The sequence below is a fragment of the Streptomyces sp. NPDC008086 genome (assembly GCF_042957325.1).
Classification (GTDB): Bacteria; Actinomycetota; Actinomycetes; order Streptomycetales; family Streptomycetaceae; genus Streptomyces.
On sequence record NZ_JBIBIA010000003.1, the window covers coordinates 387,077 to 400,790 of the forward strand.

A 13,714-nucleotide genomic window follows, 5' to 3' on the forward strand; every position below is an offset into this window, starting at 1 on the left:
GATGACTCACACCGCTGTACGAGCCGAGCCCGAGTCGGCGGCCGGCCCGCCGAGGAAGGTGGGGCGGCTGCCGCGCGCCGCCGTGCACCATCCCTGGTGGTTCGCGCTTCCCGCGATCGTCGTCTTCGCGGGCTTCTTCCTGGTGCCGAACCTGCTGAACTTCTACTACCCGTTCACCGACTGGTCCTCGTACCACGCGGACATCGCCTTCACCGGCCTCGACAACTTCAGGACCATCGCCGACGACGGCTCGCTGCTCCGCGCGATCCGCACGACGCTGCTGTACGCCCTGCTGGCGGCGCTGTTCCAGAACGGCTTCGGGCTGGGGCTGGCGCTGCTGCTGGAGGCCGACAGCCGCTTCAACCGGTTCTTCCGCGCGGTGTTCTTCCTGCCGGTGCTGATCTCGGCGCTCGCCACCGGTTACGTCTTCCAGGCGCTCCTCGACCAGGACGGAGCCGTCAACTCCGTGCTCGGGACGGACGTTCCATGGCTGGGTTCGACGACCTGGACGCTGGTCGTCGTCACCCTCGTCCACGGCTGGAAGTGGATGGGCCTGTCCATGCTGATCTATCTGGCCGGGCTCAAGGGCATCCCCGGCGACATGCTGGAAGCCGCTCGGATGGACGGCGCCGGGCCCTTGCGGACGTTCTGGTCGGTGCGCTGGCCGATGCTGGCGCCGGCCGTCACCTTCAACGTGACCACCGCGCTGATCGGTTCGATGAACACCTTCGACATCGTGCAGGCCACGACCGGCGGCGGTCCGGCGGCCTCCACCGAGGTCTTCAACATCTACATGTTCCGGATCTTCGGACAGGGCCTGTACGCCCAGGCCTCGGCGATGAGCCTCGTCCTCTTCCTGGTCGTGGTCGCGGTGGCGATCCCGCTGGTCGTCGGGTTGCGGCGAAGGGAGCAGCTGCTGTGAACCCGTCCGTCGCGTGGCGGTACGGCCGCCCCGCCCTGGTCCTGCTGCTCGCCGGGCTGGCGGTCGGCGTACCGCTGTGGCTGGTCGTCGTCACCTCCGCGAAACCGCAGGCGGAGGCCATCGACCCCAACCTCGATCTGCCGCGCCACTGGCAGCCGGCCGACAACTACGCCGACGCCGTCGGCCAGGGCGAGATGCTGCGCGGCTTCTTCAACTCCCTGCTGGTCGTACTGCCTTCGGTCGTCCTCGTCCTGCTCCTCGGGGCGGGCGCCGCCTGGGTGTTCGCGCGCCGCAAGTCGAAGCTGGTGTCGGCGGCGTACGCGCTCTGCATCAGCGGACTGCTGCTGCCGCCCGCGGTCATCACCATCGTGATGGAGCTGCGGCAGCTGGGTCTGTCGAACACGCGTCCCGGCATGATCGCCGTCTACACCGGCATGTACCTGTCGACGTCGATCTTCTTCATGACCGGCTTCATCCGTGCCATCCCACTGGAGCTGGAGGAGGCGGCCCGCATGGACGGGGCGACGCCGTCGCGGATCTTCTGGCGGATCGTCCTGCCGCTGCTGCGCCCGGTGATCGCCACCGCGACGATCATGGTGATGCTCTACGCCTGGAGCGACGTCTTCTACGCCTTCTTCGTCCTGGGCGGCGGCGAGCGGGCCACGCTCCCGCTGAACCTCTACCAGGTCGCCTCCGCCCAGCTCTACCTCAACAACTGGCATCTCGTCTTCGCGTACGTCGTGGTGATGAGCCTGCCCATGGTCGTCGTGTTCCTCGTCGGCCAGCGAAAGATCGTGTCCGGAATCACCAGTGGAGCCGTCAAGTGACCGGAGGTCCAGCTAAGTGATCACCCCCGCCCGCGCACGCACCCTCGACCGACTCCGTACCCGCCCCCGGACGAGATTCCGTACGGGATTCCGTGCCAGAACCGCCTTGATAACAGCCGCACTTGGAGCAGCCACCATGGCAGCCACTCTCCCCGCCACGGGCCCCGCGGCCGCTGCCGACCCGCAGCGCCTCACCGTCGACCTGTCCGCCTCCGAGGGGCCGGTGATGCTCGGCGCCAACGGCGCGCTGTACGGGCTCAGCGACGACGGGGTGCCCAGTGACGCCGCGCTGGAACCCCTGAAGGTCACCAGCGTCTCGCAGAAGCCGGAGGGCGGCGCCCAGCACCCCAACGGCGACGCGCTCACCGTCTCGACGTCGTTCTTCCGCAACGGCGGCGGCGAGATCAACGTGATGATGCAGGACATCTACGCCAAATGGCCGTACGAGGACCTCGGCATCGACGACTACCTCCCCAAGGTCGACAAGATCGCCAAGGAGGTGGCGGCTGACCCGAACAGCGAGCGGTTCGTCTACATCCCGTTCAACGAGCCCGACCAGATCTGGTACAAGCTCGGCGTCGCCGACCAGGCCCAGTACGAGGCCAACCGGGACCGGTTCTTCAAGGACTGGAAGACGGTGTACCAGCGCATCCGCGCGATCGACCCGGACGCGAGGATCGCGGGCCCGAACGAGGCCGCGTACCACTCCCGGCTGCTGAAGGACTTCCTCGCCTTCGCCAAGCGGGAGAACGTGCTGCCGCAGGTGATGACCTGGCACGAGCTGGGCTCCGGCTCGCTGCGCGACTTCCAGGCGCACTACGACGACTACCGCGCGCTCGAACGTGAGGCGGGCATCGCCCCGCTGAAGATCAACATCGACGAGTACGCCAACCGCCGCGACCTCTCCGTGCCGGGCCAGCTCGTGCAGTGGGTCTCGATGTTCGAGCGGAACAAGGTGTACGCGAACATGGCGTACTGGGACGCGGCCGGCAACCTCAGCGGTCAGGTCGTGCGCTCCAACATCCCCAACGGCGGCTGGTGGTTGTTCCGCTGGTACGCCGGGATGACCGGTGACACCGTGAAGGTCACGCCTGCGCAGCCGAACACCATCGACACCCTGCAGGGCCTGGCGTCCCTGGACACGGGCCGGCGCCAGGCGCAGGTGCTGCTCGGCGGTTCGGCGGGCGACTCCGACGTCGTCGTCCGCAACGTGCCCCGTTCCGTCTTCGGCCGCACGGTCACCGCGACCGTCGCCGAGGCCGCCTGGTCCGGCTACGAGGGGCAGCACGCGACGCCGCAGGTCCTCGCCCGTACGAAGGTGAAGGTGGCGGAGGACGGTTCGGTGACCGTTCCGCTGCGTGGCATGCGGAAGATGTCCGCGTACCGGATCGTCCTGACACCCGGCGGCACGGGCACCCCGTCCCCCGTCTCCGTCCCCTGGTCGGCGTCGTACGAGGCCGAGTCGGCCGCGATCACCGACGGCAAGGTCTACACCCAGGGCACGGTCGAGAACGCCAACGGCTACGCGGCCTCCGGCACGAAGGACGTCGGCTCGCTCAACCAGGCCACCAGCAAGGTCGACTTCACGGTGACGGTGCCGCGCGACGGGGCGTACGACCTGGCGATCCTGTACGGCAACCAGTCCGGCGGCCCGGCCACGCAGAAGCTGTCGGTCGACGGCGCCGAGGCGGCCACGGTCACGTATCCCTCCACGGAGAACTGGACCTACCGCGCCAAGCGGGACGTCACCATCCAGCTCGCGGCCGGCACGCATGTGCTGACGCTGGCCAAGGGCGACGCCGAGGTCACTCTCGACCGCGTCGACCTGACGGCCCGCGAGGGGGCGCTCTCGGCGTCGTACGAGGCCACCCTGGCGGACATCGGCGGCAACCCGTCGTACGACTACTCCTCGTCGGCGGGAGTGGGCACGGGCGCCCTGGTGCTGCGCTCCGGTGACAAGGCGGTCTTCGACGTGTACGCGCCGCGCGACGGTTACTTCACGGTGGTGCCGCGGGCGACTGCGGCGGTGCGGCTCGCCCTGCACGGGGAGACGGTGACAGCGGCGCCGGGCCGGCCGCTGCGGCTGTACCTCGTGGCGGGCAACAACCGCGTGACGGTGACCGCCCAGCACGCCGCCGTCCGCTCGCTGGACGTCTCGGGCAGCGGGTCGAGCTCCGGCGCCCTCGCCTACGAGGGCGGGGCGGCCGTCCTCAAGGGCGGGGCCGAGCTCGTCGACTCCGTCCACGCCTCGGCCGGCTCCTACATCGGCAGGCTCGGCAACAGCCCCGACAGCACCGCCGAGTTCACGGTGCGGGCGCCCAGCTCCGGCCGCTATCTGCTGGTCGTGCACTACGCGCACAACGACCGGCGGGACAACGGCCACGCCTACAACACGGACATCATGTCCCGCACCGCGGACATCACCGTGGGAAACGCGGCGCCGGTGAAGGTCACCTTCAAGAACACCTGGAGCCCGGACGACTACTGGACGGTGGGCGTCCCCGTCGAGCTGAGGAAGGGTTCCAACAAGGTGACGTTCGGCAACGCGACGGCCTGGGCGCCGGACATCGACCGGATCGAGCTGGGCCGGGTGGTCGACCGGCCGTAGCCGCGCCGTTCCGCCCGCTCCATCTCAAGGTGGAGCGGGCGGAACCCGTGCGTCAGGCGACCTGTCCGCTGTGCAGGGCCGTGTAGGCCCCGTTCCGGCACAGGAGTTCCTCGTGGGTGCCGATCTCCTGGATCCGGCCGTCCCCCATGACGACGATCCGGTCCGCGCCGCGCACGGTGGACAGCCGGTGTGCCACCACGAAGGTGGTACGGCCGTGCAGGAGCCGGGCGAGGGCCTGCTGGACGAGCGCCTCGGACCGGGTGTCCAGGGCCGAGGTCGCCTCGTCGAGGACGAGCACCCTCGGGTCCCGGATCAGGGCCCGGGCGATGGCCAGCCGCTGCCGCTGGCCGCCGGACAGCCGTGCCCCGCGCTCGCCGACCAGGGTGTCGAGGCCCTGCGGGAGCCGGTCGACGAACTCCAGCGCGTTGGCGTCGCGCAGCGCCGCGCGCACCGTGTCCTCGTCGGCGTCGTCCATGCCGTAGGCGACGTTCTCCCGGATGGTGCCGTCGAAGAGGATCGACTCCTGCGGTACGACCGAGAGGAAGCGGCGGTAGGTGCGCAGGTCGAGGGTGTTCATGTCGGTGCCGTCGAGTTCCAGCCGGCCGGTGGTGGGGCGGATGAAGCCGATGACGAGGTTCAGCACGGTGGACTTGCCGGCACCGGACGCGCCGACGAGGGCGATGGTCTCCCCGGGGGTGACGCAGAGGCTGAAGTCCCGTACGGCGGGGCGGCCGTTGTCCTCGTACGCGAACCCGACGTTGTCGAAGGTCACCGCGCCGCGCAGCGAGGTGACCTCGGCCTTGCCCTCGTTGTCCTCCAGCTCGGGGACCTGGAGCACCTCGCCGACGGAACGGACGGACTCCAGGCCCTTGGTGATGACCGGGGCCAGTCCCGCCAACGTTGTCGTGGAGTTGGTGAGGGTGGTCAAAAACGCGCTCAGCATGACGACGTCACCGGCGGTCACGCCCCAGACGCCGTAGTACGAGATCAGCGCCGCGCCCGCGAGGACGAGTACGCCGACCACGTTCAGCACGACCCAGGCGAGCGAGCCGAAGCGGCCGTTGACGAGGTCGAGGCGCATGCCGGAGGTGAGCAGCCGGTGCAGGGTGCCGTCCATGCGGCGCAGCGCCTTGCCCTCCAGGCCGTGGGCGCGGGTGACCGGGATGAGGCGGGTCATCTCCGTCACCCGGGAGGACAGGGTCTCGACCTCGTGGCGGAAGTGCTCGTTGTGGGTGCGCAGCCGGGCCCGGAGGCGGGCGACGACCAGTGCGGCGGCGGGCACGATCACGAGGAAGACGGGCACGAACTCCGGTGTACGGATCGCGATGATGACGAGGCCGCCGATGAGCACGGTGCCCGCGCCGAGTCCCGTCTCCGCGGTCTGCTGCACCATCTGCTCGACGGTCTCCACGTCCCGCACGACCTTGGCCTGGAGCACACCGGCGCTGACGCGCGAGTGGTAGCCGATGGAGAGCTGCTGCATGCGGGTGCACAGCGCGGAGCGCAGACCGGTGCCCATCCGGCGCACGCTGCCGTACAGCAGGCGGACGTACAGCAGGTGCAGGGGGTAGTTGACCAACAGGATGAGCATGATGACGCCGGTGGCCAGCCAGAGCCTGCTGATCGGCTGGTGCTGGACGACGGTGTCGATGATGGACGCGGTGATCAGCGGCAGCAGCCAGACCGGGCTGTGCTTGACGGTGAACACGCCGACCGCGGCCGCGAGGCGGTGGCGGTCGGCGCGGAAGAGGTAGGCGAGGGTGCGTACGGGGTGTTCACCGCGGTAGCGGTGGTCGAGCGGTCTCTCGTGTGACGACGCCATCGGCGTTGTCCTTCCCAGGGTTCCGGATGAGATGCAGTCACCTGCATAGCAAGCGCTTTCCTATCTCGTCCGCGAGGGGAGTACAAGCGCATTCCGGAAGGGATCCCGGGGGTGCTCAGACGGCGTCGAGCTCCGCTATCTCCTCGGCGGTGAGCACGAGGTCGGTCGCGGCGAGCGAGTCCAGGATCGTCTCCGGCCGGCTCGATCCGGGAATGGGCACGACGACGGGCGACTTGGCGAGCATCCAGGCCAGGCAGACGCGTTGCGGGCTCACCCCGTGGGCCTCGGCGACGCGCGCGAACGGGGCGTACGCGGAGCCCAGTTCACGAGCCCGGGCGATGCCGCCGAGCGGGCTCCAGGGCAGGAAGGCGACACCGAGTTCGTCGCACAGGCGCAGCTCCGGCTCGCTGGAGCGGAACGCCGGGGAGAACTGGTTCTGCACGGAGACCAGCCGGCCGCCGAGGATGTCGTTCGCCTGCCGGATCTGGTCCGGGTTCGCGTTGGAGATCCCGGCCATCCGGATCTTGCCCTCGTCGAGCAGGTCGCGTACGGCGCCGACCGACTCGGCGTACGGCACCCGGGGGTCGGGGCGGTGGAACTGGTAGAGCCCGATGGCCTCGACGCCGAGCCGGCGCAGCGACTCCTCGCAGGCCTCCTTGAGGTGCCGGGGGCTGCCGTCGAGCGTCCAGCTTCCGTCACCGGGTCGCAGATGGCCGCCCTTCGTGGCGACGAGGACGTCCTTGCCCAGGTCGTGGGAGGCGAGGGCCTTGGCGATCAGGGTCTCGTTGTGACCGACCTCGGCGGCGTCCCGGTGGTAGGCGTCCGCGGTGTCGATCAGGGTCACCCCGGCGTCGAGCGCGGCGTGGAGGGTGGCGAGGGAACGCGCCTCGTCCGGGCGGCCCTCGATGGACATGGGCATCGCGCCCAGCCCGATCGCGTTGACCTCGACGTCCCCGATGCGGCGGGTGTGCATGGGCTGTGCCCCCTCTTCTCGGCTGTCGTGTTCTCGGCTGTCGTGCGGGAACCGGAGCGACACCAGCCTGGCCGCCGTGTCGCGCAAGGTCCAATAGAAGAACGAGAACGCATTCAGCGACGGCGCCGCTGAATCCCGGTCGCCGAGATCGGCCGCCCGCCCGCTTGCGCGGCCTCCTGGTGGGTGTGACACGCTCACCCTCGACCGACGGGCTGAACGACGTTCGGCGAGCGTCGGCACAGCTCGGTACTGCTCGGCACAGTGAGAGGCGGCGGCATGCGCATCGGACTGCTCGGCACCGGCCCGTGGGCTCGGATGGCTCACGCCCCCGCCCTGAGCCGGCACGGCGAACTGGACTTCGTGGGCGTGTGGGGCCGGCGTACGGCCCCCACCAAGGAGTTGGCCGACGGCTACGGCGTGCGCGCCTACGACGAGGTCGACACGCTGCTCGCCGACGTGGACGCGGTGGCCGTGGCGCTCCCCCCTGCCGTTCAGGCGGACTTGGCCGTGCGGGCCGCGCGGGCGGGTCGCCATCTGCTGCTCGACAAGCCGCTCGCGCCGACGGTCGAGCAGGCCCGGGCGGTCGCCGGAGCCGTCGAGGAGGCCGGTGTGGCCTCGGTCGTCTTCTTCACCGCCCGTTTCCAGCCGGAGACCGAGGCGTGGATCACCGAACAGGGCGCGGTGGAGGGCTGGTTCACGGGGCGGGCGGAGTGGCTCGGCGCGGTGTTCAGCGGGGACGACAACCCGTTCGCCACGCCGTGGCGGCGGGAGAAGGGCGCCCTGTGGGACGTGGGTCCGCACGCGCTGTCGGTGCTGCTGCCGATCCTGGGTGACGCGAGCCGCGTGACGGCGGCCGCGCCCGGCCCCGGCGACACCGTCCACCTGGTCCTCGACCACCTCGGCGGCGCGTCGAGCACCATGACCCTCAGCCTCACGGCACCGCCCGCAGCGGCGGGGGCTACGGTGGAGCTGCGGGGCGCCGCCGGAGTGACGCGGTTGCCGCAGAGCACCGAGAGCGCGGTGTCCGCCCTGGGCCGGGCCGCGGACGCCCTGCTGGCGGCCTCCCGTACAGGTCGGCCGCATGCGTGCGACGCGGCGTTCGGACTGCGGGTCACCGAGATCCTGGCGACGGCCGAGGCGCTGCTGGACGGCGAAGCCTGAGGCCGGCCTGGGTCCGGCGGACCTGCCCGGTCCTAGAGGTTGTAGCCGCCCGACACCTCGATGTTCTGCGCGGTGACCCAGCGGCTCTCGTCGGACACCAGGGTGGCGATCATCGCGCCGATGTCGTCGGGTTCCCCGACCCGGCCGAGCGCGGTCCTCGCCGCGAGGGCCGGGATCACCTCGGGGAACCTGGTGAAGGCGTCGTCGCCGAGTCGGGTCCGGGTCGCGCCGGGTGAGACGGCGTTGACGCGGATGCCGCGCGGGCTGAACTCCTTGGCCATGTACCGGGTCAGCACGTCGAGGCCGCCCTTCATCGACGCGTACGCCGAGTAGCCGGGCTCGGCTCCGGTCGCCGTCGAGTTGCTGCTGGTGTTGACGATGGCCCCGCCGTCCGCCATCAGCGGCAGCAGCTTCTGCGTCAGGAAGTACGGTCCCTTGAGCAGGACCCGCGTGAGCCTGTCGAACGTCTCCTCGGTCATGTCCTCGATCAGCGCGGAGTGCGCGAACCCGGCGTTGTTCACCAGGTGGTCGAAGGTGTCGCGCCGCCAGGTGTCACGCAGCACGCCGGCCACCGTCTCGCGGAAGTCCGCGAAGGTGCCGCTCTCGCCGACGTCCAGCGGCAGCGCGACGGCCGTGCCGCCCTCCTTCTCGACGGCGGCGACGGTGTCCCGCGCTCCTCGCGGGTTGCCGCTGTAGGTCGGGATGACCCCGATCCCGCGCCTGGCGATCTCGATCGCGGCGCTCTGCCCGATGCCGGAGCTGGCTCCGGTGACGATGGCGACCTTCATGACGTCCCTCCCAGGAACAGTCGGCGGTGGAGTGCGGTGAATCCAGTCAACCGATCTGACCTGCGGAAACGTTAGAACGATGCTCCCTCGTGCTTGCACGATCCTCCCGGGTCCGGGAGCTTTCGTCCGCGGCGGTGCTGCAATGGAGGCATGCATCTGGAAGAGCTCCGGACGTTGCTGGCCCGGCATGCCCGGCCCGACTGGACCACCGCCGTCGACGGCGTCCTCATCTCCAAGGTCGACCGCCCGGACCCACCGGCGCCGTCCATGTCGGGCACGGTGCTCGCGGTCATCGCCCAGGGCGCCAAACGACTCGCCCTGGGTGACCGGGTCTACGAGTACGGCCCCGGGCAGTACCTGGTCGCCTCGGTCGACCTGCCCGTGACCGGCCAGTTCACCCAGGCCGACCCCGAGCGGCCGGCCCTCGGGTTCGGCCTCGAGCTGGACCCGTCCGCCGTCGCCGAGTTGCTGCTGCGCGCCGGCCCCGGGGACACGCCCCGCGTCGGCGGAGGCACACCCTCGGGGATCGCCGTCAGCGACGCCCCTGCCGCGCTGCTCGACGCGGTCGTCCGACTGCTGCGCCTGCTCGACGAACCCCGCGACCGCGCCGTACTCGCCCCGCTGGTCAAACGGGAGATCCTGTGGCGCGTCATCACCGGCGAGCAGGGCGCGACGGTGCGCCAGCTCGGTCTCGCCGACAGCAGCCTCAGCCATGTCTCGCGTGCCGTGCGCTGGATCCGCGAGCACTACGCGGAGCCCTTCCGGGTCGAGGACGTGGCGCGGATGTCCGGCATGAGCGTCTCCGCCTTCTACCGCAACTTCCAGGCGGTGACCGCGATGAGCCCCATCCAGTTCCAGAAGCAGATCCGGCTCCAGGAGGCCCGACTGCTGCTCACCACCCACCCCGGCGACGTCACCGGGGTCGGACAGCGCGTCGGCTACGACAACCCCTCACAGTTCAGCCGCGAGTACCGCCGCCAGTTCGGCACCCCACCGAGCCAGGACGCGGCCCGCCTGCGCGCCGCCGTGCGAACGCCGACGGGGGTCCTTCCTTGAGGTGGCAGGTGCGCCGAGGCCCGCCTGCCCCTCGCGGCGCCTGGCCCGCACCCCCAGGCACGCCTGACCGTCTGCCTAGCCTTCCTCCCCGCGCCCGTCCCCGTCCTCGAACGGCTCCTCACTCCACCGGAACCAAGCCCGCTCCCCCTCGATGTGCAGCAGGAACTCGGCCACGGACCCGTCCGGTGAGGACAGTGAGACGCGTCTTCGGATCTCGTCGTAAGCCGCTTCCCACGCCTCCACGTCGAGCTCGGAGTCCCGCTCCAGCAGGGCCAGTTCACGGGCGAAGAGACCGCTGACCGCGTCGTACCCCGGGCCGGGTGTGAAGCGACCCGAGAGCCACGGGAAGTCGGCCCCGTCGATGACGATCTCCCCCACGGGCGCGTCGGCACCGCGCACCTGCCAGACCCCGCCTTCGAACCCCACGCCGCCTCCCTGGTCCCGCGTAGATCCCACCGCCGCCCAGCATGCCACCCACCACTGACAGGCGGCCCGGCCCCACAGTCGGGCCGGGCCGCCTCCATGGCCTACTGGTTACGCCGGCTTCGGCGCCCGGAAGTTGATGCGCTCGCTCACCACGGGGAAGCCCGCCTTGGCGAAGTTCGCGGCCATGGGGAAGTTGCCCTGGTCCGTGGCGGCGCCGATGAACTTTGCGCCCTGCTCGGCGAGGAGGTGGGTGCACTCCGCGAGGAGGTCGTAGGCATAGCCGTGGCCCCGCTGTTCCGGGACGACTCCGATGAAGCCGATGGTCGGGCCGGTGGGATTGTGGGCCGGGATGTGGATGCCGGCCAGCTCGCCGTCGGGCGTGTGCGCGACCTGCCACCACTCGCGTGGCGAGGGGCACCAGTGGAAGAAGTCCAGCTCCTCCTGGGCGGCTTGGTCGAGGCCGCCCTCCTCGATGGCCCTCAGCGCGTGGGCGTCGAGGGTGGCGGAGTGGATGCGGCGCAGCGCGTCGAAGAAGACCGCGTCGTCGGGTTCGGGGCCGAAGCGCAGGCGTCCGGGGCGCTCGGGCAGGCCGAGTTCAGGGGTCCAGCGGTAGAGGAAGCGTTCCACCAGGGGTTCGTAGCCGGCCGCGTGGGCCGCGTTGAAGCGGGCGTCGGCGGCGGCCTTCAGGGCGGGCTCGTCCCGCCAACCGCCGGGCAGGTTGATCTCGAGTTCGACCTGCCAGGGGGCGGAGCGCAGGAGTTCGGCGCCGGCCTCCTCCTCGCCCTCGGCCACGTCGAACCAGTTGATGTTGACGGGCTCCGAGTCGTCGGGGCCGCCCCACCAGGCGCCGCGCGCCACGACCGTGCCGTCGCGCAGGGCGACGCGCTTCCAGTCGGGGCGGAACCGGGTCCGTCGGTGGCCCTCACGGGCGCCGAGCGGGTCGGGGTGGGCGTCGAAGAGATGGGCGTCGCTCGCGGAGAGCGCGCGGATGACCAGATCGGTCACGGATTCCTCCGGGATGAGGGCTGCATGGAGCGCTCCCGGTCAGATCTGACGCGACACGCCGGGGCAACGGGAAGAGGAGCGCTGGACTGGGGTGAACCGCACGGCACTCGCCTCCTTCCGTCCGTCTCAGGGCGTGGAGCCACACCGTACGCGATCTTCGTCGGAGCCGTCCATGGGTTTTCGCAGGTCCCCAACCAGCCCTCCACGGATGTCGGAGAGCGCTCTCACGTGCCGGAGCGACTTAAGTGGACCTTAGGAGAGGGTTAAGCCGTCGCACGTATTCCGTGGTCCTTCAAGTTCCCGCAGCTGATGGGAGTTTGGACTTGGTGCAAACCCATTGGCCCCTGCGGAGCTGGTGCGTACCATCAGGGCCCATCGGCGGCTGTGACGCCCGGTTCGAGAGCGCTCTCAGAACGATCGTCGACGGCACCGCCGCTGATGCGGACCAGCCCCCCACACATACAGACCACACACAGACCACGGACTCGGGAGACCCCCACATGACTTCCCGCCATGAGCGCCCACTCGGCCGACGCAGGCTTCTCCTCGCCCTCGGTGGCACGGCGGTGGCCGTCCCCGCCGCGGCCGCCGTGGCCCCGTACGCCCTCGCGGGCACGCCCGGGGACGGCGACGCCCGTGCGGCGGCGGCCGCGCTGCCGCTGACGATCGTCAACGAGAGTGGTTCCTTCGGCAACGCGAACGTCCACGTCTACGTCGTCGGCAACAAGGACGGGCGGCAGGTACGCGTCACGCCCGACGGCGCCCTCGCGCCGATCGCGCTGTCGGACAACGGACCCGACGGCTTCACCGACTACGCGATCAGCCTGGCCGGCAGCGGCGAGACCCGGCTCTCGCTGCCGCAGATGTCCGGCCGGATCTACGTGTCGCTCGGCGAGAAGCTCAGGTTCAAGGCCGTCACGGACGGCAACGGCAACGCCGCGCTCCAGTACCCGGCCGGCTGGGTGACCTCGGACCCCAACTACGCGGTGCTGCACGACTGCGCCGAGTTCACGTACAACTCGGCCGGCATGTTCTGCAACACCACCATGGTCGACATGTTCAGCGTGCCGCTGAGCATCCGGCTGACCGGCGCCAAGGACCAGACGGCGGGCAGGCTGCGGGCAGGCGGGCGGGCGGCGGCGTTCGCTGCGGTCCGGCAGGTCGCGGAGTTCGCGCGGCTCGTCGTGGACGACACGCGCGTGATCGCCCCGGGACACGGCCTGGACGCGGGACTGTTCGCCAAGGACTACTTCGCGCCGTACATCGACGAGGTGTGGAGCACGTACACCGGGCGGGATCTGGCCGTCACCACCAACGCGGGGACGTTCACCGGGCGGGTGCGCGGTGAACGGTTCACCTTCGACGGGCCCGCGCAGGTGTCCTTCGCCAAGCCGTCGACGCGGGACGTGCTGTTCTGCGACGGCAATCTCGCCGCCCCGAACGACGGCACGACCGGCCCGGTCGCCGCGATCCTCGGCGCCGGCTTCAACCGCTCGACGCTGCTCAGCCATCCCGCCCAGCCGACGACCGACGCCGCCGCCTTCTACCGGACCGGCCTGACCAACCACTACGCCAAGGCGATGCACGCGGCCACCGAGGACGGCAAGGCGTACGGCTTCGCCTTCGACGACGTGGCCGACTTCGCCTCGTACATCCAGGACACGGCACCGACGGGGATCCGGCTGACGCTCACGCCGTTCGAGAGCTGACCCCGTACCCCGGGTGCGTCGAGACCTGGGACGGGCGGTTTCGCAGCGGGGCCGCGGAGGTACTCCGGGTGTCCAGGGACCGGCGGGTGTTCAGCGGGCCTTCGGCGCCTCCGGATGCAGGGTCCGCTCCGGCGTTGAATGGTGTTAACAGACCCGATGACCGCACCGGGCCCGAAGGAAGTCACCCGGATCCGAGGAGCAGAGATGATGCCGACGTCCCAGCCCGAAGCGTCCGGGCCGTCCGGGGAGCGCGTGACCCCGGACGACCTGCTCCATGCCCGCACCGGCACCGATGTGTCGCCCGAGGACATAGTGCTTGCCTCAGGCAAGGATCTCACCCCCCGCAATTTGGAATGGGCCAAGCGCAAGCTGGCGGACGAGGGTCCCTCCGCCCTCGACAAGCTGCTGCCCTAGCCT

At 70.5% G+C, this 13,714-nt stretch carries 12 protein-coding genes; 7 read left to right on the plus strand and 5 right to left on the minus strand.

Annotated elements, in window-relative coordinates:
• Position 1 precedes the first annotated feature (1 nt).
• The 3 genes from ACFZBP_RS12015 (at position 2) to ACFZBP_RS12025 (ending at position 4,357) form a co-directional block, all read left to right on the plus strand.
• Positions 2–922 (plus strand): carbohydrate ABC transporter permease, encoded by a 921-nt coding sequence (locus tag ACFZBP_RS12015; RefSeq protein ID WP_383443185.1) that lies wholly within the window; start codon positions 2–4, stop codon positions 920–922.
• Entirely contained in the window at positions 919–1,749 is an 831-nt protein-coding gene (locus ACFZBP_RS12020; protein ID WP_383443182.1) for a carbohydrate ABC transporter permease, read from the plus strand. The genes ACFZBP_RS12015 and ACFZBP_RS12020 overlap by 4 nt, the downstream gene beginning before the upstream one ends.
• 136 nt (positions 1,750–1,885) lie before the next feature.
• On the plus strand, positions 1,886–4,357 hold the full coding sequence (locus tag ACFZBP_RS12025; RefSeq protein WP_391412261.1) for a CBM35 domain-containing protein: 2,472 nt from the start codon (positions 1,886–1,888) through the stop codon (positions 4,355–4,357).
• A 52-nt stretch (positions 4,358–4,409) separates the two neighbouring features.
• Here the strand turns inward: ACFZBP_RS12025 and ACFZBP_RS12030 are convergent, their stop codons facing one another.
• Positions 4,410–6,179, minus strand: a complete 1,770-nt coding sequence (locus ACFZBP_RS12030; RefSeq protein WP_391412263.1) for an ATP-binding cassette domain-containing protein — start codon at positions 6,177–6,179, stop codon at positions 4,410–4,412.
• Between the two features lie 115 nt (positions 6,180–6,294).
• Positions 6,295–7,152 carry an aldo/keto reductase gene (locus ACFZBP_RS12035; protein ID WP_391412266.1) on the minus strand — a complete coding sequence of 286 codons (858 nt, stop codon included), beginning with the start codon at positions 7,150–7,152 and terminating at the stop codon, positions 6,295–6,297.
• 276 nt (positions 7,153–7,428) lie between these two features.
• Between ACFZBP_RS12035 and ACFZBP_RS12040 the strand changes: the two genes are divergently transcribed.
• Positions 7,429–8,313 (plus strand): Gfo/Idh/MocA family protein, encoded by an 885-nt coding sequence (locus ACFZBP_RS12040; RefSeq protein ID WP_383443165.1) that lies wholly within the window; start codon positions 7,429–7,431, stop codon positions 8,311–8,313.
• A gap of 32 nt (positions 8,314–8,345) precedes the next feature.
• Here ACFZBP_RS12040 and ACFZBP_RS12045 read toward each other — a convergent pair whose 3' ends face one another.
• Positions 8,346–9,101 (minus strand): SDR family NAD(P)-dependent oxidoreductase, encoded by a 756-nt coding sequence (locus ACFZBP_RS12045; RefSeq protein ID WP_383443162.1) that lies wholly within the window; start codon positions 9,099–9,101, stop codon positions 8,346–8,348.
• A gap of 150 nt (positions 9,102–9,251) precedes the next feature.
• Between ACFZBP_RS12045 and ACFZBP_RS12050 the strand changes: the two genes are divergently transcribed.
• Positions 9,252–10,157 (plus strand): AraC family transcriptional regulator N-terminal domain-containing protein, encoded by a 906-nt coding sequence (locus ACFZBP_RS12050; RefSeq protein WP_391412269.1) that lies wholly within the window; start codon positions 9,252–9,254, stop codon positions 10,155–10,157.
• 75 nt (positions 10,158–10,232) lie between these two features.
• On the opposite strand, the gene ACFZBP_RS12055 is transcribed toward ACFZBP_RS12050, so the two are convergent.
• Together ACFZBP_RS12055 and ACFZBP_RS12060 are read right to left on the minus strand one after the other, a co-directional pair.
• Entirely contained in the window at positions 10,233–10,583 is a 351-nt protein-coding gene (locus tag ACFZBP_RS12055; RefSeq protein ID WP_391412271.1) for a hypothetical protein, read from the minus strand.
• 108 nt (positions 10,584–10,691) lie between these two features.
• Entirely contained in the window at positions 10,692–11,588 is an 897-nt protein-coding gene (locus ACFZBP_RS12060) for a GNAT family N-acetyltransferase (protein WP_383443153.1), read from the minus strand.
• 500 nt (positions 11,589–12,088) lie between these two features.
• Here ACFZBP_RS12060 and ACFZBP_RS12065 point away from each other — a divergent pair, with 500 nt between their 5' ends.
• Both ACFZBP_RS12065 and ACFZBP_RS12070 read left to right on the plus strand, forming a co-directional pair.
• Entirely contained in the window at positions 12,089–13,297 is a 1,209-nt protein-coding gene (locus ACFZBP_RS12065) for a beta-1,3-glucanase family protein (protein WP_391412274.1), read from the plus strand.
• Between the two features lie 207 nt (positions 13,298–13,504).
• A complete protein-coding gene (locus ACFZBP_RS12070) occupies positions 13,505–13,711 on the plus strand; it encodes a hypothetical protein (protein WP_383444094.1) in 207 nt (68 codons plus the stop codon).
• Positions 13,712–13,714 lie beyond the last annotated feature (3 nt).

Excerpts from the sequence above, each read along its gene's own strand:
- ACFZBP_RS12050 (WP_391412269.1), top strand. The coding sequence starts at position 9,252 with ATGCATCTGGAAGAGCTCCGGACGTTGCTGGCCCGGCATGCCCGGCCC.
- ACFZBP_RS12045 (WP_383443162.1), bottom strand. The coding sequence starts at position 9,101 with ATGAAGGTCGCCATCGTCACCGGAGCCAGCTCCGGCATCGGGCAGAGC.
- ACFZBP_RS12030 (WP_391412263.1), bottom strand. The coding sequence starts at position 6,179 with ATGGCGTCGTCACACGAGAGACCGCTCGACCACCGCTACCGCGGTGAA.
- ACFZBP_RS12065 (WP_391412274.1), top strand. The coding sequence starts at position 12,089 with ATGACTTCCCGCCATGAGCGCCCACTCGGCCGACGCAGGCTTCTCCTC.
- ACFZBP_RS12015 (WP_383443185.1), top strand. The coding sequence starts at position 2 with ATGACTCACACCGCTGTACGAGCCGAGCCCGAGTCGGCGGCCGGCCCG.
- ACFZBP_RS12040 (WP_383443165.1), top strand. The coding sequence starts at position 7,429 with ATGCGCATCGGACTGCTCGGCACCGGCCCGTGGGCTCGGATGGCTCAC.
- ACFZBP_RS12025 (WP_391412261.1), top strand. The coding sequence starts at position 1,886 with ATGGCAGCCACTCTCCCCGCCACGGGCCCCGCGGCCGCTGCCGACCCG.
- ACFZBP_RS12070 (WP_383444094.1), top strand. The coding sequence starts at position 13,505 with ATGCCGACGTCCCAGCCCGAAGCGTCCGGGCCGTCCGGGGAGCGCGTG.
- ACFZBP_RS12035 (WP_391412266.1), bottom strand. The coding sequence starts at position 7,152 with ATGCACACCCGCCGCATCGGGGACGTCGAGGTCAACGCGATCGGGCTG.